Raw genomic sequence first — 25,161 nt, 5'->3', positions numbered from 1 at the left:
CAAAAACAAATGAAAAATATTCAATCCATTGCAGGCGTTATTCCTCCTGTACCCACGATTTTGAATGAAAACCGGAAGCTTGACCGTGCCGGAATGAAGCTGCTGATTGACAGCCTGATTGACAGAGGTGTACACGGCCTCTTCTTCCTGGGAACGGCGGGGGAATTCAACCAGTTCGATGCCGCAGAGCGGGAGGAAATTGCGGAGTTCTGCATAGAGTGCACCGCCGGACGCCTTCCGGTCTGGATCGGGACAGGCAGCAGCACAACCTCAGAAGCCATCCGTCTGACCCGGCATGCTGCAAGCAGCGGTGCAACCGGTGTTGTTGTCATAAATCCCTACTATTTCAAGCTGAGCGAAGACAGCCTGTTCGCGCATTACGCCGCTATTGCCGAAGCCTCCGACCTGCCGCTGATGCTCTATAATTTCCCTGCGCTGACCGGTCAGGATTTAAGCCCTGCCTTTGTCAGACGCCTTGCGGCAAGCTATACCCATGTGTGCGGCATCAAGGAGACTGTGGACCAGCTCAGCCATATCCGTCAAATGATTCTGCGGGTCGGGGAGGTCAATCCGGATTTCGCCGTGTTCTGCGGCTTTGACGAATATTTGCTGCCTACCCTCGCGGCTGGCGGAGCCGGGGCCATTGCAGCCAGTGCCAATTTCGCCCCGCAGCTCATGCTCGGCTTGTACAAGAGCTTCCGGAATAACGACCTGCCGGAGGTGCTTGAGTATCACCGGAAGCTGATCCAGATTCCGCCGCTGTATGCGCTGGATGAGCCGTTTATCCCGACCATCAAAGAAGCGGTCCGCCTGTCCGGCCTTCCCCTGCCTACCTTCAGCCATTCTCCGTTAAATCCATGGAGTGATGAAAAGGAGCAGCGGCTGAAGCAAATTTTCGATCGTGCAGGCATATCTTTACTGGATAAACCGAACGGCTGAAGCTGCACGGAGTAAAGAGTCTCTCAAAAAAAGGTACGCTCCGGGCAGATGGTCTGCCTGGAGCGTACCTTTGTACAGTATGCGGCGATAGGAAGCCGGAGCTTGCAGAAGCGCCGCTAAAATATCAGCCTGGAGAACTGGTACAAGCCGTTCTTCCAGACCGGCCAGTCATGGTCACCGTCTTCCTCTACCCAGATATGCGGAACGGAATGCTGTGATAAATAAGCATGCGTGCGGTCGCTGATATCCTTTAGCCGGTCTTTATCGCCGCAGGACAGCCATAGCAGGCTGAGCTGTTCAGCGGCGATATCCGGTTTTGGCAGCAGCAGCTCGGGCAGCTTCGTATTAGGAGCCGGGGAGAACGCCCCGATCCAGGCGAACCGGTCGAGATTATTCAGGCCGATATTCAGAGATTGCCCTCCGCCCATCGACAATCCGGCAATGGCACGGTTATTGCGGCCCGTAAGGACGGAATAGTTCGCTTCAATATAAGGGATAAGGTCTTGCAGCAAATCCGATTCAAAGGTCTCGAACGCCTGCACCTTGTCGGGGGCAAAAATATCGCCTTCCGCCCGGTCATTCCGCATCGCCCGGCCGTTGGGGAGCACGACGATCATCGGCTTAATGGATTGATCGGCATACAGATTGTCCAGAATGATCTGCGGCTTGCCGTGGCTGTACCATTCGTTCTCATCTCCGCCTATGCCGTGCAGAAGATACAAGACGCTGTATTTCTCTGCGGCAGAGTAACCCGGCGGTGTATATACTCTTGCTTTGCGGTTGTTGCCTACCGTTGCGGAGGGATATTCAATGGTACGGATCTCCCCGCGCGCTATGCTGTCCCTCTCCTTGTCATACCCTGTTGCTTGTACCGTATAATCGGTGCTGTTCCCGTACATGGCTCCTCATCACCTCTCTGGATACGGATTGATCGGCTGAATGGTACCATCTGCGTTATATTTGAGCTCTGTATATTTGACACACCGCTTGTGGTTCACACCCTCAGAGAGCGAGCAGTCATGATAGAACAGGTACCACTTCTCTTCAAACTGTACAATGGAGTGATGGGTAGTCCAGCCTATTACAGGCGAGAGAATCTCTCCTTTAAAGGTGAAAGGACCCTTAGGATGCTCGCTGACCGCATACACGAGCTTATGTGTTGTGCCTGTGGAATAGGAGAGATAATACAGACCGTTATATTTGTGGAGCCACGGCCCTTCAAAATATCTCCGTTCCTCATCTCCGGCAGCAATAGGCTTACCGTCCTCGTCCACAATGGAGATTTCCTGCGGCTGTTCCTCAAAGGAGAGCATATCTTCACTCAACAAGGCTACACGCGGTCCTAAGGCCGGTTGGTCCAGTGCCGGGCCTTCCGCTTCGGGATTGAATGCTCCGGACTGCCACTTCTCCAGCTGCCCTCCCCAGAGTCCGCCGAAATACATATAAGCGCGGTTATCTTCATCTATAAAGACAGCCGGATCAATGCTGAAGCTCCCTGGAATATAATCAGGCTCAGCCACAAACGGGCCTGACGGACTAGCAGAAGCAGCAACACCTATGCGGAAGATCCCCTCTTTGTCACGGGCAGGAAAAAACAAATAGTAGGTGTTATTTTTGTAGGCCGCATCGGGTGCCCATAACTGCTGCGAAGCCCATGGAACATCTCTCAGATGAAGCGCTTCTCCATGATCCACCACCGGCGAGTCCAGGTTCTCCATCGATAAAATATGATAATCTTCCATTGCATATTGATCCCCGTTGTCATTACTTGGTCCGTCATGATCGAGATCATGCGAAGGATAAATGTAAATTTTACCTTCGAATACATGTGCGGACGGATCCGCGGTATAAATGTGAGTGACCAGCGGCTGATTGGGTTTTGGGATTGAATTCATGTTACATCTCCTTTTCATGATCCGGTTGCCGTTCATTTGTGGTATCATTGACAGGTGCATATGGTTGTTGATAAATACTAATGACAGATACTATAAATTATAGAGAAACGATGAATACCTATCAATGATATTTCCTGCTCATTAATTGATATATCCAAAGAATGAAAGGAGAAAAATCTTGCCTAAGATCCACTATGTCGAATATGATGCCGCTCATTCTGAAGATTTTGAATACAGTATACCTGATGGCCTGGATGCCTGGCTTTTGCTGCTCACACACACTGCGGCGTTGTTTGAAGTGAACGGGGAACTGAAGGAGTTTCCGGCCCACTCCGCTATCCTTTATCCGCCCAAACACAGAATCTATTACCGCGCTTGCGCCAATAAGTACGTTAACGACTGGGTCCGTTTCGATGCGGATGAATCCTATATTACAGAAACCACGCTGCCGCTTGGTGTCCCGTTCTCCTTGCCCGATCCCGGCTACTGCCATCAGCTGTTTCAATTATTGACCACAGAGAACACCTTTACTAATGATTATCGCGAGCTTTCCATCGACTACCTGTTCAGAATTATTTTTAACAAGCTTTGTGAGGCTTCACAGGACAAGCTCAGTCCCCAATATTATAATTTATTGGAATTGCGCAAGCTGCTCTACAATAATCCCGGCCGTCCATGGACCGTTTCTTTAATGGCTGAATATTTGCATATAAGCCCGGGCTATCTGCAGACGATATATAAATCAACCTTCGGCATCTCCTGTATGGAGGATGTCATCCATTGCCGGATCCGGCTGGCCAAGGAAAAGCTCAGCTTCGGTCCGCACAAAATAGCCGAGGTTGCCGCACTTTGCGGTTATGCCAACGTGGAGCATTTCTGCAGACAGTTCCGGCAGCTCACCGGAAGCTCTCCCCGGGCTTACCGGGACAAGCTTGCCTCCAAAGAACACACGTTCAAGAGCAGCCTATAAATGAATTACCTTCCTTAGCTGATAAACTGCCAGGATACAAGCTCGAATAATTCAGTCTCCTCCGTTCCAGTAAAGACCAGATAGAGATCATGGATTCCTTCCGCTCCGCTCACTTCTGTCTTCAGCCCGCTTTGTGAGTCCGGCCCGGCCGCCGCCGGAACGGCCAGTTCACCTATTAACGGGCCTGCAGGGTCATCCAGATGCAGCTCTATGGAGCCTCCCTGCAGGCTGATGACACTGGCTGTGAATGCTGCCGCACCTTTGCTTCCGAAATCAACCCCGGACAAGCCGATCCAGTCGCCCTGATCAATGCCCGTAACTACTCTTTGTTCTCTATCTGCCTTTAGTTCCGTCTTGACACCCGCGCTCCATCCTATCGTTACAGCCTGGACAAGCTCATAAGGGTTCAAATATCCAATCCTCTCTACACCTTTATAGTCAGCTCTCACATCACGGATGGAACCATCTTCATTGTGGAAAAGCCGGCCCAGATGCGTCGAACGGTAGCCGTTGGCAATGCCCTGTGCTTTGGACAGAGTCTGTGCGTGGTAAGCGATGTACCATTCATCATGAAACTGGAAAATTGCATGGTGATTATTGCCTGATACACCGAAAAAATGTCCCGGATTCTTTAAAATCGTCCCCTGATACGTCCAGGGTCCCATCGGGCTGCCGCTGGTCATATACGCAATCTCTCCCGCCGGCGGACTGCCTTCAGGGCGCTCCCCATCAAAGAAGTTGGAGCAGTAGGTATAATAGTAGACCCCTTCCCGCTTGTGTATTCCGGCATCTTCGAACATGAACGGGGCAGGAATAACCTCGGCAGCCCCCTCTACACTGATCATGTCATCTCCCAGCTTCATCACCCGCGCCGTACCGGGCTCTGCATATGCTCCTTCCGGCACTCCGCCTCCGAAATAAATATAGCCCTTGCCGTCGTCATCCACCAGAACCGCCGGGTCGAACAGCCAGGTTACGTCTTCAACTCCCGGAGTCGAACGCAGAATAAGCGCCTCACCTATAGGGTCAATCCACGGTCCAACCGGACTGTCACCCGACAGAACGCCGATCCCGCTGGCATTGTTGGCGAAATACAAAAAGAATTTGTCCCGGCCGCCGATGACCTTATGGACTGCTGCAGGCGCCCATGATTGGGTTGCCCATTTCGCCGCCCCGTCCGGCCCGGCAACCGCAATCTCGCCATGATCGGTCCAATTGACCAGATCACTGGAAGAGATCACAGCAATCTTGTTGATACTGCTGTAAGTATTCTCTACAATCCCGCCGTTCCCGTCATATTCCAGCGCGTCATTGGTCATATATAAATAGACCCGGCCGCTGTACACAAGGGCGTAGGGATCGGCCCCGTATCTGTATCCAACCAGCGGATTGCCATTCGGCGCTACCTTTCCTACTGCCTGGCTTAATTGAAATGTCATGTTCATACCTCCATATTCATGAATGTTCTGGCCTCATTGCCTTCTGTATGCGTCAATTCGCGGGCTTGAATGTATAAGAGCAGCCGGCTTCTCCCGTGAACGTAACGGAGTCAAGTCCCGGAGCCTCCAGTAAAAAGGAACCGGAAACCGTGCAGCTCACAACGGCTTCGGTCACCAGCCCGTCCGACCAGGTGAAATCGACGGTGTATCCTCCCCTTGCCCGCAGACCTTTGACACTTCCTTCGCTCCAGCTTGACGGTAAAGCGGGCAGCAGCTTAATGCCTCCGGCATGACTCTGCAGCAGCATCTCGGCAATCCCCGCAGCCCCTCCAAAGTTTCCGTCAATCTGAAATGGAGGGTGATTGTCAAACAGGTTGGGCAGCGTTGAATGCTCCAAAAGTGCCCGGACATTGGCGTAGGCTTTGTTCTCATCCTTCAATCGGGCCCAGAAGTTAATAATCCAGGCACGGCTCCAGCCGGTGTGGCCGCCGCCGTTCGCAAGTCTGCGTTCGAGTGTTACCCGTGCAGCCTCAGCCAGCTCCGGCGTATATTCCACAGTGAAAGCTTCGCCGGGATAAAGGGCAAACAGATGGGAAATATGCCGGTGCCCCGGCTCCATTTCTTCATAATCCTCCATCCACTCCTGGATCTGCCCGTGCTTCCCGATTTGCGGTTTGGGAAGACGCTCAAGCGCTGCGGCAAGTTCACAGCGGAATGCGTCGTCCGTACCAATGATTTCTGCACTGCGGATACAGGCACTGAACAATGCCCCGATGATCTGAAAGTCCATTGAAGCTCCTGCGCATAGCACTCCTGACTCCCCATCAGGCAGCTTATACGTATTTTCGGGGGAGACAGAAGGACAGGTAATCAGTCGGCCCTGGTCATCTTCTATTAAATAGTCCAGCAGAAACTGTGCCGCCTCCTTCATCGTCCCATAGGCCTGGACCAGGAAATAACGGTCCTGGCTGAAACGGTAATGCTCCCAGAGATGCAGACACAGCCAGGCGGCGCCAAGCGGCCAAAAGGAAGACGGCAGGTAGGTATCCTGCGGCGCTGTGTCTCCCCAGATATCCGTATTATGATGTGCTGTGAATCCCCCGCAGCCGTACATGACTTTGGCCGTCACTCTCCCGGGAACCCTCATCCGCTCAAGCAGATCAAATAACGGCTCATGGCATTCCGCCAGATTGCAGATTTCTGCAGGCCAATAATTCATTTGCGCATTGATATTAATCGTGAATTTACTGTCCCAGGCCGGAGTGAAGCTGTCGTTCCAGATCCCCTGCAGATTTGCTGGCAGGGAGCCTGGGCGGCTGGATGCGATGAGCAGATAACGACCATACTGGAAATAGGCCGAAATCAGACCGTTATCTTCCTCCCCTTCCTGAAACCGCTTCAACCGTTCATCAGTCGGCATTCCGTAATGCTCCGGCTTCCCCGGCAGCCTTAACGTAACCCGCGCGTAAAGCTCCCGGTAATCTGCGGTATGCCTGGCCAGCAGTTCTTCATAGGGAACCCGGGCCAGCTCCTCCAGCACTCTTTTGGCGTGAAGAGCGGGATCGGGATGCCGGAAAGTAGTTCCCGCAGCAAGCAGCAGGGTTACCGAGCTTGCACCTTCTACAAGCAAATACTCGCCAAGGGTCCGGCAAGTGCCGTCTTCCGTCACCGCCTTAAGGACAGCAGCAAAGGTGCTGCCTCCTTCCCCCCCGCACACGCCACCCATCACCAGACCGTCGTTCTGCCACTTTTCCGTTTTCTCCATATATCTCCAGTTTTGACGGTTAAACCGGGCTTTTAAAGATAATCCATCTTTATGGTCGGTAGAAATCCGTATGGCTATCGCCTGATCCGGGTAGCTGGCAAAGATTTCGCGGGTATAGCTTGCCTCTGCGGTCCGGTAACTGACCCGGGCAATCCCGTGCTCTAAATCCAGCTCTCTCCTGTACTCTTCAGCAGGCTGTCCGTGTCCGCCAAAGGAAAGCAGCAGATCTCCCAGCGGCAAATAATGCCGCTGCGCTTCAGGCAATCCGGCCATTGACATCGCCGCCAGCTCCTCGGCCTCGCGCAGCTTTCCCTCCATAATCAGCTTGCGGATCACCGGCAAATTGGGGAGCGAGTCCCCGTTGTTGCGGTCCCGCGGACCTCCGTACCATACGGAGTCCTCATTTAGCTGCAGCTTTTCCTCAGCCGTACCGCCAAATATCATGGCACCCAGCCGCCCGTTCCCTATCGGCAAGGCCTCATTCCACTTTTCAGCAGGCCTGCTGTACCATAATCTGTGCTCCTGTCCGCCACTTACCATTTGATTCTCTCCTCCGGCCTCCAGCTTCGTTATACCGCAATACAGAAAGCAGCACCGGATGATCTCCTGAGGCTGCTTTCCAGTTCTTTACCTATTCAGCTCACTCTTCCGGTTATTCCAGCGTAAATGAAGCGAGACTGGCGCCGCCATTGCCGGTATATGTGAAATACAGTGCTTGTACACCATCCGGGATGTTCACTTCAGTCATGTATTCCGTCCAGACATTCGTAAAGCCTACCGGTATACGGCCCAGCGGCGGTCCGTCCCATGACGTTTTGATTTCAAAAGAACCCGAGCAGTATCCGCGCACTTTAATTTTAACTTTGGCGACTCCCTCGCATGCGAAGTATTTAAAACCGGCGGTAGCGGAATCTGTCATGTTGGCGATATAGCCCGTTTCTTCGTCTCCATCCCCGCCGTCCTGGGCAATCTTCGGAAACCGGCTGTCCATCCAGGCTCCGATCTGACCGAAGCCGCCAGTGTACATTTCCTGGTGCTTGCAGAACAGATGACAGGCCAGAGATGCCGGATATTCGCCCCGTCCCTCCAGCGGCCCCCCGTTCGGGCCGGAGGATGTAATCTCTACCTGGGGAATCGTGCCATCCCCGCGGAATTCAATTCTTTCAATACAGCCCTGCCGGGAGAAAGCCGTCCCATTGGTGTGCCTGTGATAAAAAATGTACCATTCACCATTAATTTCAACGATGCTTCCATGGTTGTTGCCGCCGTAATACATCGGCTGGTCCGCCGGCTTGTAGCTGTCAATATGAAGATCGCAGTTGCTGATAATCACACCCTGGAACTTGAAGTCCCTGGTTGGATGACTGCTGGTGGCATAACACAGCTCATGCATGGAAATGGAGGAGTAGATAAGATAATAGATATCCCCCCGTTTACGGATCGACGGAGCTTCAAAAAACTCGAAGCCTTCAAAACCGCTTCCTTCGCTGTACGGCTGGCTTGGCGCAACAAACACAGGCTCTTCAACAATCGTCAGCATATCGGGACCCAACACCGTCGCCATGGTCCCGTGTCTGGATTTATCACCGTAACCGCAAAATCCGGTGTACAAGTATGTCATCTCCCCTTCGGTCAGTACGCCCGGATCAAACTGCGGCTCGTCGCCTTCTCGCTCCCCAAGGCGTGTTCCGTCGGCATATTTCACATAGCCGTAGAAAGTATACTTGCCGCCGGGTTTGTCACAGACCGCCACTGAAACGACAGGGACCTTATCAAGCACATAATACAAATAATAGCGGCCATCCGGTCCAACTGTGACATCAGGTGCGTACAGGCACATGCGGCCTTCCGGGTTAAGCGGATCATCCGTAGTCCGGTAGATGACTCCCTCATTCCGCCAATCCGCCAGATTGTCCTCCGGTGCAGACCAGCAGACGTAATCGTTTAAGCAAAACGCGTGTCCGTTAAACCGGTCATGCGAACCATACACATACACTCTGCCATCAAAAACATACGGCTCAGCGTCGGGGATATATTCCCATGACGGAAGATATGGATTAAATCCCTGTTTTTTTGCCATTGCTAATTCACCCTTGTCCGTTATTGTTGTAAGTCCAGGCAGGCACTTTGCTTTGTCCTTTACAGTATAGTAAAGCGCTTTAACGAAAGTCCATGACATATAGGCATAGAACATTGATCTATTCTTAGAATATTGGGCTTCTATGATTTTTCAGGAAAACGCTTTAATTTATGCATCTCTGTTCATGTTATACTAAGCGAAACTTTATAGTACGTTATAAATGTCTATTGATAACATTACAAAGAAACCGCCCTGCGGTTATCATGGAAGCAGCGCTTTCCAGAATAAGTAAGCGATTTCTTCTTTCCGGGAGGGAATACGAATATGGTTTATATTCACTATGTTGAGCACAATACCGCACATGCGGGCAATTTTGTTCTTGATGTCCCCGTTGGCCACCACTGGCTCCTTGTTGTCACCAAGACTCCGGCACAATTCTGGGTAAACGGCGGTCTCCGGGAATACCCTGCCCATAGTGCAATCCTTTATCGTCCGCAGCAAAAGGTCTATTACCGGGCCTGCACCGGTCACTTCGTCAATGACTGGATCCGCTTCGAATCCGATGAACCTTATCTTGCAGAATCACCGCTCCCGTTAGGCGTCCCCTTTGGCCTGAGTGATCCTGAATACTGCCAAAAGCTGTTTGAGCTGCTTGTCATTGAGCACAATTTCAGCCTCGACTGCAGAGAATCATCCATTGACCTCCTGCTCCGGACGCTGTTCAACAAGCTCTGGGAGTCCTGCTTCCAGGATAATATTACACCTCAGTACTACAAGCTGCTGGAACTGCGTACCGCTATTCAAAGCAATCCGGCCAATTACTGGTCGGTTTCCAAAATGGCTGACTTTCTTCAGATCAGTCCGGGTTATCTCCAGAATATTTACAAAAAGACATTTGGAATATCCTGCATGGATGATGTCATTAACAGCCGGATCCGCATGGCAAAAGAATATCTGATCCACAATGCCCGGAGCATAGCGGAAGTAGCGTCCCGGTGTGGATACCAGAATGTGGAGCACTTCTGCAGGCAATTTAAGCAAATTACCGGTCACACACCGAGAAACTACCAGAAGCATGCCAAGGGTTAATGCAGGCCGTCTTGCTTATCCCTGTTGAAGCGCATAACCGTGCTTTTTGCAATATTGCTCCACAAGAAACTTCATGAGACTGCCGGGCTGCTCTCTGGACAATACGGCTTCATCAGCAAACAGCATTCCGTATGGCGCTTCAGGAGTATACGGCTCCCAGCGTGGTAATTCCTCTCCTGTAGAGTCCCTGCCGTTCGGGTCGCCTGACCGGATGAAATAGCACCAGTAATTGCACATCTGGCGGGCCAGATCGTAATGCTTCCCGACAAAAGGTCTCCAGCATTTGGCCAGCGTCTCAAAAAAGAACCAGAGATCGACCGAATGGAAAGTGCCCGGGTTGTCCCAGCCCGGTATTTCGGCATCAAAATTATAATAGTATATCTGGGCTTCCCCTCCGTTCGCGGCACTGGCCTGTGCAGCAATGCGAATCGCATACTCAATCCCGCTCACCGACGCTCTCTTCCGGGCTTCTTCAATAGCATCGCCTGTCTTGGCACCGCACAGCTCCAGAAAAGTGCCGGCATCTTCGCCGAAGAGGTCCGCAGCCATCTTCCTGAAGTCTTCTATCGTCACCGTATCCGGAACACTGAAAAACTCGGAGGAGGTATGACCAAACATTACCGGAACCATCCAGCGTTTGTTTTGAAGAAAAAGCTCGAACGGGTTGCCGGCCTGGAACACCCCGTCGGTTACTGTGCCCCAGAACCCCCGGTACTCTACAGCCTTGTCCCTGAGATAGACCGCATCCAGCTGCCGGGCCTCCGCAAGGGACGATACACCCAGGTAATTAAAAAAACGGACACCGTCCTGCTCCGCTTCTTCCAGACTATTCCGCAGTCCGGGCATAGGCGTTCCCGGGTACAGGTTGGTGAAGATACCGCTCTCAACAATGGCCCGCTGAAACAGGCCTTCGTTCTGCGGAGAGGTGAGCTGGCTCATTACACTGCCTCCGCCGGCGGACTGGCCGCCGATGGTAATCAGATCCGGATTACCGCCGAATGCCGCGATATTTCGCTTCACCCATCTGGTAGCCGCCTGTTGATCGAGGTTGCCGAAGTTAGCGGGTGCCCCCGGCGCTTCCGCCGTTATTTCAGGGTGGCTCAGAAATCCGAACACATTCAGCCGGTAGTTGATCGTGACCACCACGATGCCCCGCCTGGCGATCCGTTCGCCGTCGAACTCCATTTCGGCCGGATGGCCTACCTGCAGACCTCCGCCGAAATACCATACATAGACGGGAAGTTTCTCATCTTTGTGCTTGGCGGGCGTCCATACGTTAAGATACAGGCAATCCTCGCTCATGGCGATATCGGGCTCCACGGCCCATTCCCGGGTATAAATATTGTTGTCATCGATTTCCTGCCTTACCTGCATGGAGACCGGCGCAAACTGAAAGGCCTGCAGCACACCTTCCCAATCTGCAGCCGGCTGCGGTGAACGCCAGCGGTTCACGCCTGTCGGCGGGGCAGCGAACGGTATTCCCTTGAAGCTCGTAATCCGGGGGTCGGCGGCAGGCAGCCCCTGAACGGTCCCGTTTTCAACCTCTACTGTTCTAAGCATGTAATCTACTCCTTTTTGTGTTCAAATCAGGGATTGCAGCAAACGCTTACATAGTTAGATTTTAATTCTCCCCCTTACCCGAAAACAATGATCTAAGCAAAACCATAATTGATTTATTCAACTATTGGAGTTTTGCAGATAAAAACCCCCTGCGTTCAAGCAACGCTCAAGTCCATCGGAGTGATGTCTCTTGGCGTTGTCTGACACGAGGGGGTCATTAAATCATATTGGATGAAGCTATTGTCCCATTAATATTCTGGCATAAGGCGAGTCAATCGGGATCATGATCACCGGCTCATTCTTCAGCGTAGTCACATAGCTCTCCAGTGTGCGGTAAAAGCTGTAGAACTCCGGAGATTTCCCGTAGGCCTGGTTATAGATCCTGGCGGCTTCCCCTTCACCTTCGGCGATGATTTTCTTGGAGTCGGCTTCGGCCTGGGCCATCAGCTCAGTGGAGGTACGGTCGGCCTTGGATGTGATCTTCTTGGATTCCTCATCACCTTCAGACAGATAGCGCGCGGCAATGGATTGTCGGTCCGAAATCATCCGGTTGTATACGCTTTGTTTGTTCTCTTCCGGAAGATCGGTACGTTTGATCCGTACATCAATCACTTCAATCCCGTAATTATCGCGGGTCAAGGCAGCACTTACGTCTTTAGTAATCTCATCGTTGATATTGCCCCGTCCGGTGTCCTCACTGATAATATTTTCATAATTGACCTCTGACAGCTTCCGGCGCACCGAGTTATATACCGCTTCATCAATACGCTGAATTCCGCCGCCTACCGATTGTACGGTTCTCAGGAACTGCGAGGCGTTGGTAATTCTCCAGACGGTATAGTTATCCACCACAATCGGCTTCTGGTCCTTGGTCAGGATGCTGGTCGGCGAGCTTTCGTAGGTCATCTGATATTTGGGAAGCTCCGAGACATTTTCGATAAAAGGCAGCTTGAACTTCAGTCCGGGCTCCTCGACAGTACGCATCGCTTCCCCGAAGCGGAGGACTACCTTGTATTCGCCTTCCCTCACGATATACATGGAGCCGGCAAGCAGGATAACCAGAACTACAGATGATATCAGTGCGATAATATGGTTTCTTTTCACTGGGAATCTCCTCCTTGCGGTGCGGCTGAAGCAGGCGGGTTAACCGCTGCCGGGGCAGATGTGGCTGCCGGAGTGCTGCGCATCAGCTCATTCAGCGGCAGATAGTTCACAGTGTCACTGTTTGAGTTGGTAATGAAGATTTGGGCGCCTGGCAGAATCGTCTCCAGTGTCTCCAGAATCAGCCGGTTTTCGGTTACACTCTGGTTGTTGCTGTATTCGGCATAAATGGCGTTGAACTGGGCAACATCCCCCTGCGCATTCAGGATACGCGACTTCTTCTCTCCCTCGGCTCTCTCGAGCAGCGCCTGCGCTTCACCGCGTGCTTTGGGAATGATATCGTTCTCATACTTCTTGGCGTTGTTGATCTTCGTATTCTTCTCTTCCCGGGCATTGGTTACCTCACGGAATGCTTCCTGTACCTGGCCGCTCGGCGGCTCAATATCCTGGAATTTAATATCAATGATCTGTATGCCGGTGTTGTATTTCTTTTGCAGATCGACGAGAAGCTCACGGACCTTATCCTGAATCACTGTCTTTCCGTCGGTAATGGCATAATCCAGCTTCTCGGAACCGATCACAGCACGGATCGACGAGCTGGCCGAGTTGCGCAGGAATTTGTCCGGGTCGTCAATGTTATACAGATAATCACGGATATTGCTGATCTTCCACTGGACTACCGCATCGGCGGACACGATATTCTCATCGCCTGTAATCATCATCGCTTCCTCTTCAACCGCTACAGATCCTCCATCTGCCTCACGGTACCCGATATGGATCCGCTGGGTCAGCTCCGCAGGCACCGTAATGACCTCCTGGATGGGATATGGCCATTTGAAGTGAAGTCCTGCCGAGGATTCGTTCGTGTACTTGCCGAATGTCAGGATAGCCGCCCGTTCCTGTTCCTGCACCGTATAAAACGAAGTAGAGCCTAAAAAAATCAACACAACGGCAGCGGCTAACCCTATTCCAATCTTCTTGTACATCCCCGGCTTGAGCTCCGGCAGCCTGCGTCCCGGCACCGGATTGTCGCCATTCTGATTCATGAAGTTCAAGATGCATCGCTCCTTTTTATGTATCTGAGTCTCTTTTAAGGAACATATACGTAAATAAAACAAAAAAGTCGCAAATTTTGCAACTTTGTCCAAGCTTGCTGAACTTTTCTGCGTTTTTCTCTGTCTTAGGACATGTCTTGCGGCTGGAAGAGGTGTACGGGGCAGCTTATTCTTCCGAGCAGGATTTTGAGGTTCCATTGCACGTTCTTCAGCCCTGTTGATTAGCCGGATATTATAGAAGATGGTCTTAGGGAGCATGTACAGATCAAGCTAAGTGGAATGTCTCCATTTAATTCTCCGATAAATACCTATAATTCAATGCTTATTGGAAAAACTCCACTTAAATGTACCGTATGAGTCGGCAAAAGCCATTATCCGCAACATTAGCGGGAGAATTTCCAACTAAAACTTATATTTAGGATAAAAGGATATAATTAGGTGGGGGAAATCCAACTAAATCCTGCAGCACTCTCACTATTGCAGACCTGCGGTTGTAAGTTCGATCGGTTAATACTCTTTTTTGATCACAAAAAATGAGCCGCGGATCGTCCCGGCCAGCTTGGACTTCTGTCTGGCGAACTTGAACTTCCCTTCCAGCTCCGCCGGTACCTCCATCCCCTCGGACAGCTTGAACCCGACAGCCCGCTTCTTGGGATCATCGACGGTATACATGACATTTAGTCCAAGACCATCCTCATAAAATACGTATGTAAAGCGGATATTCTCCACCTGAAACTGCGACGTTTCCAGCGGTCTCGCTGCAAACTCGATATTGCGTTCTTCTTTTAGAATCCGGTTCACATAATCAAGATTATCCTGGCTTTCGGCAGCTGGCACTACCGTAAATTCATGCTTGTACTTGTTCATAAAATAACGCGCTTCGTTCGCCCGCAGACCGGCCAGCGCTTCCGCCACAGGTGATGACTCCAAACCTTCTATAGACACATTTTTAAAATCAACCGTATGCGGCATGTCCATCCCTCGCTTCGCTTAAATTTTATACTAATCATGATACCAGAAAGCTTCCCTGCAAAGTTACCTTTTTTTCACAATTATGTACAGCTCTTAAGGCATATAAACAAACAAGCCAAAGTCGGGGCAGGCCGGACCTTGGCTTGTTATTATGAATAGTCGGGAATGCCCGTTCATCCTGGCACCATATTACACGTAATCTGGCACATCGAACTCTCTGTCTCTAAAGTAATATTTACGGTCATCTTCCGTGATCCCGCGGATCACCCTGCAAGGGCTGCCTACGGCAATAACACTATCGGGAATGTCCTTGGTAACTACACTGCCTGCGCCAATGACAACGTTATTGCCAATGGTCACGCCGGGATTAACGACCACATTACCGCCGATCCACACATTGTTGCCGATGGTAATCGCTATGCCATACTCGTACCCGGAATTCCGGGAATCGGGATGAATGGGATGCCCGGCTGTATAGAGCGATACATTGGGAGCGAACATGACATTCTCGCCAATAACAACTTTACCGACGTCAAGGATGGTGCAGTTAAAATTGCTGTAGAAATTTTCACCCACAGTAATATTCGTTCCGTAATCACAATGGAAGGGAGCTTCAACGTTCACATTCTTGCCGGTCTTGCCCAGGATGCTGCGGATTAATTCATCTCTTCTTCCGGTTTCATCCGGCCGCAGCAGATTGTATTCATGAACTTTGAGCTTGTTGGCAAGCCTCTCTTCACTTAATCCGTCCAGCCAGGCCTTGTATGGAAGTCCTGCAAGCATTCTTTCTTTTTGATTCATGGTTTGTCCCTGCCTTTTCTTTAAGTTTCCGGACTACTGGCCCGTGTTCTACATCCGTTTCTCCACCAGCTGATATGAGTAAGACAAGCTTTCCAGCGTCACCGTAATTAAGCCATGCATATAATCCGCATCCTGATCGTTAAGCTGCATAAGCTCCGGCATATGCATCTCCGGGATATTGTTCATACATTCCCGGCGGATCACTTCCACATCTGCAGAATGCAACAGATTCCCCGTCAAAGCTATCACTTCCGGATTCATCACAGCGATCAGACTGCTTAATGCACTTGCGGCTATAGAAGGAAAGGTATCCCGGTCATGCAGCTGCCGGAACTGCTCCTCCCGCGTTATGCCATAGGGAAGAAAAGATATTTCTCCGGCAAAATGGCTGCTCCCCCTATGGATATGGCCATTCACCATCATGCCTGCTCCCGGGAAGCTGCCTTCGATAAAGGTCGCCACAGCTACCGTCTTATCATCCTCATATTCCTGCCGGTGGTAAAATCCATACACCGTGAGATTCATGTCATTCTCCACTACAACTTCAATGCCGTATTTCTCCTTGAGAATGCTCCCGATCTCGATATCAATCAATTCTTCAATATCGCTGATCTGCATAATTCCTTGATGAACCGGTCCAGGTACCCCAATGCCGGCAGCGCGAATCTCCGGATGACCGTTAACAAGCCTGCCCACCAGTTGCTCAATAGCAGTAAAATTAAGCGGCAAATGTTCCTCTCGCCCCTGCTCTACCAGTTCGCCAGCCAGATTGGTGACCACAAATTCAAGGGAATGCGTCTTCACTCCGGCCCTGACGATAATACACGCAATAAAGGCATAATCCATATTGTACTGAAATACCTTTGCCGGGCGGCCTCCGTTAGATTCTTCGGTTTCCAGCTCCAGCAGCTCACCAGTCCCCAGCAGCTCATTGAGAATATTCCCGCAGGTGCCGAGGCTCAGGCCTGTAGCTTTTGCCACCGCAGCTTTTGTAGCCTTCTTGAGGGTTCTGAGCGTCTGCCGGACAAGCTCCTGATTAGTTCTTTTGACCAGCATCGTATTATTAGTAATTGGATTCATCATTACCCCCTTATTTCTTTAGTTATTATAACACTTGTAATAAGTATAACAATAAACTGATTTCTTTCTTCTGTCCACTCTTTAATTGAACATATCCATGAAAGGAGATGAACGGGACAAGCACAAAGCCCCCAAAGGCGGCTACTGCTTCAGCAGAAAACATTAGTCGCTTTTGAGGGCTGTAGGTCAGACGTAATAAAATTTAATGATGTCATTAGGCAGCAGGGTGATCTGCACCCGCAGGCAATACGGGGTACGTAAGCTTGACGGCAACCTTTTTCCGGTACTCCAGCCATTGGGAGAGAAGGATTCCGCCCACCACCAGCAGTGCGCCGAAATATCCCTGTGCAGTAAGGCGCTCACCCACAAAAATATAAGCGGTTATTGCGGCGAAAATAGGCTCCAAAGCATACATTAACCCCAGCTGTACCGGGGCGATATATTTGAGGGACACCGATTGGGCAATAAAGCAAAAGGCGCTGCAGACCAGGCTGAGAGCCAGAATGGCCGTCCATTCACCCGATGTCCCAGGAAGAGCCGGGGACTCGAATAGGAACGATAAGATCATCGCGAACAGTCCGGTAAAGCCCAGGGACAAAATACCGATGGCTATGGAATCATTACGTTTCACTGCCGCACCCGATATCAGAATGTACAGTGCATTCCCGATTCCGGCAGCAATACACAGAATATCGCCAGGATGAAACCGTAAATCGCTGTTCAAGGTTAAAAAGCCAATGCCGGTAATTGCGAGCAGCGCACCGGTGACATGACTCCGCTCCAGCCTTTTCCGGAACAGAATCACACTCAATACAGGTACGAAAATAACGGTAAGCCCCACCAGAAAACCTGCGTTCGAGGTACTGGTAGTTTTTAGGCCAAAAACAATAGAGGCGCATACCCCAAGCATAACGGCTCCGAGCACCGCTCCATACCCGACCGCAGACTTACCGATCTTGCGCAGTCGCTTGTAAAAAACAGATCCCGTGACCAGAAAAGCAATGCCGAAGCGCAGCGCCAGCAAGTTATACTCTTCCATCGAATCCGAGCCCATTTTCATGAACAGGTACGAAAACCCCCATCCCAGAGTAATGAGCAAAACCAGCAAATTGACCTTGTACTTATTCATCCTGACACGCTTCCTTTAGCCTCTAGTAGTTGTACTGTGATTTTTTCCTCAAACAGTATACCTCTGATTTTCAGCTAAAGAATAATGAAAGTTTGTCATGACAGGTATGAAGAAAGCTAATGTTACAACACTTGAAGTATGCTAATAAAACGCCGGATAAAAAGCACGTCTTTCGCCCTTCAGGATAGCCGTTTTTTCACCTCAGCCATTTGAGTTCTCCTTTATTTTAGGCCAAAATACTAACGCCACAAAACCCATTACAGCTGCCCCGATAAAAAGAGTGTTATAGCCGGCTGAATCAGCAATTTGTCCTGCAAAAATGGAACCTGTCGCCTGCCCCAGTGCAAGCAATAAAAACGGTACGGCAATTCCAAAGGACGGATTCGTTTTGAACAGGGAGATTCCCCACACGATGATGGCCCCTGTAACGAAAATATAAGAGCTGCCAAACAAAACGGGTGACAGGAATCCTATAATAATGCTGCCCGGGTTCATTCCTAGGATCAGGCTGGAGGTTGAAAGTGCCGCTACAGAAAGCCAGTAGGCTTTTAACAGGCCAAATTTATTGATAAACACCCCGGCAGTTCCCCCCAGTAAACCTGCTAACCCGATGATCACCCAGAACCATTCACCCAGATATGCGGGAACACTATCTAAAGTCAGCATATAGTCCCTGGAGAACGTCCAATACGGCGTGCAGGAAAGACCCAGAAGCAGGGATGCAATCATTAACCGGATAGAACGCATCCACTCCTCTTTAGAAGGAGCATGTATCTCTTTCTTGTTCGGAGCCTGCTGTTTCGGAAGAACTTTATAATTAACGAAAAGTGTTACTATAGCCATACCTATAAAGATCCAATACGATTCCCGCCAGCGTTCAGCCATGACAATCGCAATGCACCCGGTCAGCACGGTTCCAATACTGGTCCCGGAATTGATCCATGAATTCGTCTGATTCTGCCGCTTCTCTTCTATATTAGTGCTAACGATATCAGCATAGGGCGGGGAAGCCAACCCTGTACTCAGCCCGGCCACAAAGATACCCAAACCCAGAATGAATGGATCAGGAGAAACAGAGATGATACCGAGCCCAACAACAGATAATAATCCGGCCGCCAAAAGAATGGATCTTGGAGAGAACTTAGCGGAAAAAGCCATTACAGCTGCAATGGAAATGCAGTATGCAATATAGGATAGAGACGAGATCAGCCCGCTGGTGGACTGATCCATATGCACCGATTCGCTGATGTGCGGCAGCAGCAGGCCGTAACTGAACCGGGACAAGCCATACGTCACCGCAATCATCGGCAAGCCTGCTGCTATTAATTTGTTTGCATTCAATAGATCAGAACTCCTTACAATATCTCTGTATTTAATCTCATTAGATTATTATTATTACATATCCCTTTAGTAGAATTTAAAACAGAAAACGCGTATTCCGGACTGCGGAGGACGTGATCAATATTTTCCAATAGAAAAATCCCGGCCAGAAAATCTCCTAACCGGGATTGAGACGTGTTATGTGATTTTTGTTACAATAAGGCTAAGACAACTGAGGAACAAGAAGATACAACAAATAACCGCCTCTTCCGCACAGTGTACAGAAGGAGCAGTTGTTTGCTGTGACGTATTCTAACGCTAATTATTACTCCAGGCCTGATTAATAAAGATAAGAACTTGATTGGCTCCAGTCCGTCTCATTACCCTGAAGCCATTGGGTGAGAAGGTAGCGATACCGTCATTATTGGAAATACAATATCCCCCCGGTTTGCATGTGCCATCATCGCGTACAAGCAACTTACCGACAACTCCAACTGCAACCCATTCAGGTCTTTCCAAACGTGGGATATAAACAGCTGAGGCATCCCAGGCTGGATTCAGGATAGGCTCTGTTTTAATGTACGACGGTTGAAGCAAATCCCCTTCCGCATTCCTTTTTTCCGGGATAAACACTTCATGATATTGAATTCTGCCCCATTCATCTTTAATGAAGAGGTTGTGCCAGCGCAGATCACTCGCATCCGCAATCATTGCCGGTGCTGCACTTACTACCCCGATGATGTAATCATCATTTGCATTGGCTTTTCTAATGGTATCCTGCTCTCCATCCAAAGTCACAAAATATCCCGGTTCAATCGGATTGCCGTCGGTCGTCTCAAACATTTCTGCATAATCTGCCATTGCAGGGGCTATCACTGTGCCATCCAAAAATAAATTCCCTGTCGATCCTTGAATTACTGCGGCGTTCAGAGTAGGTCCGACAGCAAGACCATTCGCCAGGTGCCAGGAAAAAGGAAATCTTGTGGCACCGTTTTGTCCCATAATATGAGCCCCTGTATTAATAACAGTGGTATTAACCCCCTCGGCATGGCCAAAATTACTAATAATGCTAGTACCAGATCCTTCTGTATGGGATGCAAATCCCCCAGCGTTCGTATTTACCCCTTCTGCATGTGATATGGGGCCGGAGGCTATATTTTGTTGACCTTCTGCATGAGAAATTGGACCACTGGCTGTATTATTACTTCCCTCGGCATGTGAAATATTACCGCTGGCAACATTCAATTGTCCTTCGGCGTGAGAGATCTGGCCGCTTGCTGTATTTCTTGCACCTTCTGCATGAGCTCCAGGGCCGCTTGCAATTGTTTCTGATCCTTCGGCATGCGAAACTTCTCCACTAGCGACTGTATGAAATCCTTCTGCGTGGGAATCTCCCCCGCTGGCAACCGTGGTATCCCCTTCTGCATGGGCGTCTATCCCGCTGGCAACCGTAAAATGCCCTTCAGCATGAGAGTGTAATCCGTTGGCTTTTGTGAAAAAGCCTTCCGCATGTGCCCCCTGATCACTCGCTTCAGTAAAGTAACCTTCTGCATGCGAAGCTTCGCTTAAAGATCGTGTATTACTCCCTTCCGCATGGGAGGCTGCGCCGCTGGCCTGAGTCTGGTTTCCCTCAGCATGGGATGCCCCGCCAGTAGCAGCTGTTGCATTCCCTTCGGAATGGGACGAGCGGCCCTCGGATGACGTTCCAGATCCTTCAGCATGAGACGCGTTACCGTTTGCTTGTGTCAGCAGACCTTCGGCATGAGCGGCTTCGCCTCTTACTATGGTTGAATTGCCTTCCGCATGGGATGTGTCAGCCACAGCTTGCGTCTGAAACCCTTCTGCATGCGAGGCGCTTCCTGTTGCTGCGGTCGAACTTCCTTCGGCATGTGACGAGGGACCAATGGAAGACGTTCCAGATCCTTCGGCGTGGGAGGCAGCACCGTTCGCTTGTGTTAGTAGACCCTCGGCATGAGCGGCTTCACCTCTAACAATAGTTGAATTACCTTCCGCATGGGACGTATAAGCTACCGCTTGCGTCTGGACCCCTTCTGCATGCGAAGCCCCTCCCGTTGCTGCAGTTAAGTTTCCCTCAGCATGAGACGATGGGCCACTGGAAGTTGTTCCTGATCCTTCGGCATGAGATGCGTTTCCGTTCGCTTGTGACAGCAGACCCTCAGCATGAGCGGCTTGCCCTCTTGCGATGGTTGAATTGCCTTCTGCATGGGAAGTATCAGCCACAGCCTGTGTCTGAAATCCTTCAGCATGGGATGCACTCCCTGTAGCTGCTGTTGTATTCCCTTCCGAGGTTGAACAGGGACCAATAGCATTACGATTACATTCATTTGCCATGTTATCTGCTTCCTTCCTATCACTTTTTTTGTGATAAGTCATAGTACGCAGACACTATGTTGTAAGAAAGGTATAAGAATCTAAATGACTAACAAATCCATACTCTCCATCCTTACAGAAGCAGTATTTTGTTTCCATCCGGATCGCAAAAAGCAAGTTCTTTGCCTCCCCATACTGCCGTTGTTGGCGGTTGTATATTAGTAATCTTCTCCTTCAGTTCTTCAAATGTTCTATCGAGATCATCACAATTGAACACGAAATTTACTTTCCCTTCACTTGATTTCCCCCATTTCAATTCATCCCAAATCACTATGACAGGAGCATCTGCAATAAACCCCAAAGAAACACCATCATAATTTTCATCTGGTTCTATGATAGGAATTCCTAATTTTTCATTATAGAACTCAACCAACTCTTTCGGATGAATAGACGAAATATTAACACAATGATACTTAATTATCATAAACTTCCCCTCCAAACTTCAAAGTTAATTCTGCCATGGGACTTCTTATCTTGTACTTCCATTATCGCAAACTTGGCACCTTCTTCAGAATTAAAATCAAAATATCATTTCAATGCCCTGGTTATATTGGATACACATCTACTCCAGCACCAAAGCCGCTGCTTTTCTGAACTTTTGCCCCTCCCCACAGTGTCTTAAATAGTTCAATTGTTCTTCCAAGCTGTGCATCCTCCTCAGCCTATTCTGTATTCAATTGCGCTGACGGCTCCTTTGCAGAAGCCTGCTGCCATTTCGGGAGTACTGCTGCAGGTTAATGCAATAGCAAGATCTCCTTTAAAGTCGGTGACAGGGTAGGTTACGCTATCGCCAATTTTTTTACGGATATTGATAGATACTGGCAAGCTCACCTGACAAATCAGTGATTTCGCCAGCTTTATCAGGAAAAAGAATATAAAAGGAAGCTGCCTTCTGCGGGATATCCGGAATGATAGGCTCCTTGCCCAGAGCAAGGTTTATAATCTGCAGATAAATATCTATTTCATAGCTTTCACTGATTAAAGTTCCAATGTATCCGCCCCCCAGGCGCGGGTTGACTTCAACGATGATTGGCCCTTGTTTGGACAAAATCAGCTCAGTATGGATCATGCCCTGATTAATTTGCAGCACACTAAAGAGACGGGAGATAACTCCTTCAATCTCTTGGTACATGCTGGAATCAACTCGAAATGGAAAGGTCGCGCCCAGCTCAACAAAAAAAGGAAGCGGTCCGATTGTCCGGTCGCTAATACCTAAAATTCGATGCTTATTGTTATAACTATGGACTTCCATAGACTTTGCAATAAATGTGACACGCACATTCATGGATAATGGAGCTTCCAGAATTTTCATTTCCGAACCGGATGTGGTAGTTTCAACTATAACGATATGGCCCATTTTCTACCTTATATATTAATTTTTATTAAAAACAAAATACAATCAACAGTATTATTCGGTCAATATTTTTAATTTAATGGATCTTGGCAGCCAAGCGGAGTTGCAGCACTTCACAGGGACTTAAATTTTATCAGAATTACAATAAGCCCAAACCGTCAACGGTTTGAGCTTATTGTTGTATGCATTTTGGGTGAAAATTACTGGTGCATCAATGTTCATCTTCCGATTAATTCTGGAATATCTATCAGTGTGATTTTTCATTTTAAATGAGAAATCACCGTTAGAAAACCCTTATAGAATAAGGGGTTTTGTTTCATTTAAAATGAGAAAAATCAGCTCTACTAGTTAGAGACCCTCTAATATTTCATTTTAAGCGAGAATAAACGCTTTTGTGGATTATGCAGCATAATGCATAGTATGTATTGCGTTATATTAAGTTATATCAAAACCATTTTAGTTCATTTGAATGAATGTTTCTGTTAGCTCCTTTAACATCCACAAAACGGTTCTAATCAAACGTCCACATACCTGATTTTAGAGTCCTTGAAAGCAACAACTTCTGCCACTCTAAAGTCAATTCAGAATGTCGCATCGTCTTAACGTGAAGCATTTAATTTTAAGAGCGGTCAACCTCTATTATATCAAGCAAAAACAAGAATATGGGTATTCCAATTATTAAACCCCAAACCCCGATATAATGTTCAGAAAAGAATAAAACTATTAATGTCACAAACATTGGAAGATTCATCTTTGACGACATGAGCTTAGGATTTAGGAAATATCCTTCAGCAAAATGTATGACAGCGACCATAATTAATACATATAGTGTTGTCTGCAGACCTCCAATGTTATACGCAATAATGCTTAATGGTATGAGTGAAATTACAAATCCAAAAACCGGGATCAAACTTAGCAGAAATACCATTATCGCTAATGCGAGTAGATAGGGAAAGCCAAGCAGCCATAAACCAATAACTGTAATAAGTGTATTAATTAAGGCTATCAGAATTTGTGCTTCGATCACTTTGCCAAAAGAGGTAATAAACTTCCCGCTTAAATACTCAACCTCCCTATAAATCCATCCCAGCGTACTGTCTTTTAGCTTGGAAGTAAATTTAATTATTCTATTTTTTTCTAGAATAAAGATAAAACTAAGTATAATGGATAGAAGGAAATTAGTACTCCAATTACTAATCTTCAAAATATATTCGACACCACTATTTAGATAGGCTTGATAATTAAAACCTTTAAGAGAATCAAATAAATAGAGGGTTATTTTGTTTTGTGGTAAATCATCCATCCTTAAATTCGTTAAGAAAGTCGCTAATTGAATAAACTGTTCATAAACGATAGGAAGGTATTTAATCAATAGAATGGTAATTACAGCGATAAAGGATATGTAAAGAGCTATTACGATTACTTTACTGTTAACGTTAACGAACCGGCTAATTTGCTTACTAAGCTGTACCTGAATACTATTCATAATGAACGCAATAAGTAGAGTCAGTAATATCAAGTTTAACATATCTCTAATTAGATAAATCACAAAAGCAATTAGCATCAAAATCAAGAATCGACGTAAATTTACGTTTGTTTGTAGCTTTTCAAATAGAATCATACGAGGTCCCCTTTTTAAAATCGACAAGCTCACAACTTAGCACATAAGCCGGTGGAACATTGAATAATACATGTTCTATATTAGTTTGATGAAAATATTGGGTAACAAGTTCTTTTTTACGTATATTGCGTAAAACTGTAACGAATTTACCGTCTTGTTTCATGTTTTTTTGTGATAAATAAAGAATATTGGTAGATTCATTTAATGGTAGGCTTTCGCTTGGAATTCCTGAAATTATATAGTCTATATGAGTAATATTGTATTTTCGCATATATCGTTCCAGGTTTTCTGCTGTGTCATGTATTATTTTCAAATTATGTTCATGTTTAAATTTGTATAAAAGTAATTTATAAAATTCTATGTTTCGTTCAAAAATCAAAATCATCGTATCTTTTTTGCGCAATTCTAGAATTTTCTTTGTGATTTTCCCTGTACCCGAACCAAACTCTACAATGCAGTTAGCTCGATTAAAATCAATCTCCTCAACGACTTTGCTTGCCAGATAATTAGAACTCGGAAAAAACGAGCCTACATGTTTAGGGTCAATAATAAATTGCTCTGAAAATAAAAGTATTTCTATTGTCATCTCAATTCTCCTCA

Annotated in this window: 21 protein-coding genes; 3 read left to right on the top strand and 18 right to left on the bottom strand. The window is 48.3% G+C overall.

Annotation, left to right across the window (positions count from 1 at the left end; translation table 11 throughout):
• The first annotated feature begins 9 nt into the window (after positions 1 to 9).
• Positions 10 to 939, top strand: a complete 930-nt coding sequence (locus C2I18_RS23065) for a dihydrodipicolinate synthase family protein (RefSeq protein ID WP_249898060.1) — start codon at positions 10 to 12, stop codon at positions 937 to 939.
• Between the two features lie 116 nt (positions 940 to 1,055).
• Here C2I18_RS23065 and C2I18_RS23060 read toward each other — a convergent pair whose 3' ends face one another.
• Positions 1,056 to 1,838 (bottom strand): alpha/beta hydrolase, encoded by a 783-nt coding sequence (locus tag C2I18_RS23060; protein ID WP_249898059.1) that lies wholly within the window; start codon positions 1,836 to 1,838, stop codon positions 1,056 to 1,058.
• A gap of 9 nt (positions 1,839 to 1,847) precedes the next feature.
• Positions 1,848 to 2,834: a glycoside hydrolase family 43 protein gene (locus C2I18_RS23055; RefSeq protein WP_249898058.1), complete on the bottom strand. Its 987-nt coding sequence runs from the start codon at positions 2,832 to 2,834 to the stop codon at positions 1,848 to 1,850.
• A gap of 178 nt (positions 2,835 to 3,012) precedes the next feature.
• Between C2I18_RS23055 and C2I18_RS23050 the strand changes: the two genes are divergently transcribed.
• The gene (locus C2I18_RS23050) at positions 3,013 to 3,804 is read left to right on the top strand and encodes an AraC family transcriptional regulator (RefSeq protein WP_249898057.1); all 792 of its coding nucleotides are present in this window, start codon (positions 3,013 to 3,015) and stop codon (positions 3,802 to 3,804) included.
• Between the two features lie 14 nt (positions 3,805 to 3,818).
• On the opposite strand, the gene C2I18_RS23045 is transcribed toward C2I18_RS23050, so the two are convergent.
• The 3 genes from C2I18_RS23045 to C2I18_RS23035 form a co-directional block, all read right to left on the bottom strand.
• The gene (locus C2I18_RS23045; RefSeq protein WP_249898056.1) at positions 3,819 to 5,243 is read right to left on the bottom strand and encodes a glycoside hydrolase family 43 protein; all 1,425 of its coding nucleotides are present in this window, start codon (positions 5,241 to 5,243) and stop codon (positions 3,819 to 3,821) included.
• A 52-nt stretch (positions 5,244 to 5,295) separates the two neighbouring features.
• Entirely contained in the window at positions 5,296 to 7,548 is a 2,253-nt protein-coding gene (locus C2I18_RS23040) for a glycoside hydrolase family 95 protein (RefSeq protein ID WP_249898055.1), read from the bottom strand.
• A gap of 112 nt (positions 7,549 to 7,660) precedes the next feature.
• Positions 7,661 to 9,088 carry a family 43 glycosylhydrolase gene (locus C2I18_RS23035; protein WP_249898054.1) on the bottom strand — a complete coding sequence of 476 codons (1,428 nt, stop codon included), beginning with the start codon at positions 9,086 to 9,088 and terminating at the stop codon, positions 7,661 to 7,663.
• A 324-nt stretch (positions 9,089 to 9,412) separates the two neighbouring features.
• On the opposite strand from C2I18_RS23035, the gene C2I18_RS23030 reads away from it, so the two are divergent.
• On the top strand, positions 9,413 to 10,177 hold the full coding sequence (locus tag C2I18_RS23030) for a helix-turn-helix transcriptional regulator (RefSeq protein WP_249898053.1): 765 nt from the start codon (positions 9,413 to 9,415) through the stop codon (positions 10,175 to 10,177).
• Positions 10,178 to 10,192: 15 nt separating this feature from the next.
• Here C2I18_RS23030 and C2I18_RS23025 read toward each other — a convergent pair whose 3' ends face one another.
• The 13 genes from C2I18_RS23025 to C2I18_RS22965 all read right to left on the bottom strand — a co-directional run bounded on the left by C2I18_RS23025 (position 10,193) and on the right by C2I18_RS22965 (position 25,147).
• Positions 10,193 to 11,737 (bottom strand): carboxylesterase/lipase family protein, encoded by a 1,545-nt coding sequence (locus C2I18_RS23025; RefSeq protein WP_249898052.1) that lies wholly within the window; start codon positions 11,735 to 11,737, stop codon positions 10,193 to 10,195.
• Positions 11,738 to 11,974: 237 nt separating this feature from the next.
• Entirely contained in the window at positions 11,975 to 12,841 is an 867-nt protein-coding gene (hflC, locus tag C2I18_RS23020; RefSeq protein WP_249898051.1) for a protease modulator HflC, read from the bottom strand.
• The gene (gene hflK, locus C2I18_RS23015) at positions 12,838 to 13,884 is read right to left on the bottom strand and encodes an FtsH protease activity modulator HflK (RefSeq protein ID WP_249902214.1); all 1,047 of its coding nucleotides are present in this window, start codon (positions 13,882 to 13,884) and stop codon (positions 12,838 to 12,840) included. The genes hflC and hflK overlap by 4 nt, the downstream gene beginning before the upstream one ends.
• 516 nt (positions 13,885 to 14,400) lie before the next feature.
• Positions 14,401 to 14,865 carry a phage tail protein gene (locus C2I18_RS23010; protein WP_249898050.1) on the bottom strand — a complete coding sequence of 155 codons (465 nt, stop codon included), beginning with the start codon at positions 14,863 to 14,865 and terminating at the stop codon, positions 14,401 to 14,403.
• Positions 14,866 to 15,054: 189 nt separating this feature from the next.
• On the bottom strand, positions 15,055 to 15,666 hold the full coding sequence (locus tag C2I18_RS23005) for a sugar O-acetyltransferase (protein ID WP_249898049.1): 612 nt from the start codon (positions 15,664 to 15,666) through the stop codon (positions 15,055 to 15,057).
• 48 nt (positions 15,667 to 15,714) lie between these two features.
• Positions 15,715 to 16,749 carry an ROK family protein gene (locus C2I18_RS23000; RefSeq protein ID WP_249898048.1) on the bottom strand — a complete coding sequence of 345 codons (1,035 nt, stop codon included), beginning with the start codon at positions 16,747 to 16,749 and terminating at the stop codon, positions 15,715 to 15,717.
• A 211-nt stretch (positions 16,750 to 16,960) separates the two neighbouring features.
• Complete coding sequence (locus C2I18_RS22995; RefSeq protein ID WP_249898047.1) at positions 16,961 to 17,875, bottom strand: DMT family transporter; 915 nt, start codon at positions 17,873 to 17,875, stop codon at positions 16,961 to 16,963.
• 201 nt (positions 17,876 to 18,076) lie between these two features.
• On the bottom strand, positions 18,077 to 19,216 hold the full coding sequence (locus C2I18_RS22990; RefSeq protein WP_249898046.1) for an MFS transporter: 1,140 nt from the start codon (positions 19,214 to 19,216) through the stop codon (positions 18,077 to 18,079).
• Positions 19,217 to 19,513: 297 nt separating this feature from the next.
• Positions 19,514 to 21,547 (bottom strand): peptidase G2 autoproteolytic cleavage domain-containing protein, encoded by a 2,034-nt coding sequence (locus C2I18_RS22985; protein WP_249898045.1) that lies wholly within the window; start codon positions 21,545 to 21,547, stop codon positions 19,514 to 19,516.
• 112 nt (positions 21,548 to 21,659) lie between these two features.
• A complete protein-coding gene (locus C2I18_RS22980) occupies positions 21,660 to 22,010 on the bottom strand; it encodes a VOC family protein (protein ID WP_249898044.1) in 351 nt (116 codons plus the stop codon).
• A gap of 375 nt (positions 22,011 to 22,385) precedes the next feature.
• Entirely contained in the window at positions 22,386 to 22,943 is a 558-nt protein-coding gene (locus C2I18_RS22975; protein WP_249898043.1) for an ATP-grasp domain-containing protein, read from the bottom strand.
• A gap of 616 nt (positions 22,944 to 23,559) precedes the next feature.
• Complete coding sequence (locus C2I18_RS22970) at positions 23,560 to 24,561, bottom strand: AI-2E family transporter (protein WP_249898042.1); 1,002 nt, start codon at positions 24,559 to 24,561, stop codon at positions 23,560 to 23,562.
• Entirely contained in the window at positions 24,548 to 25,147 is a 600-nt protein-coding gene (locus tag C2I18_RS22965; protein WP_249898041.1) for a class I SAM-dependent methyltransferase, read from the bottom strand. The genes C2I18_RS22970 and C2I18_RS22965 overlap by 14 nt, the downstream gene beginning before the upstream one ends.
• Between the last annotated feature and the right edge of the window lie 14 nt (positions 25,148 to 25,161).

This window comes from Paenibacillus sp. PK3_47 (genome assembly GCF_023520895.1).
In the GTDB taxonomy this organism is placed as follows: Bacteria; Bacillota; Bacilli; order Paenibacillales; family Paenibacillaceae; genus Paenibacillus_AQ.
The sequence above is the reverse complement of the archived record's forward strand: the minus strand, read 5'-3'. Positions and strand labels throughout refer to the sequence as shown.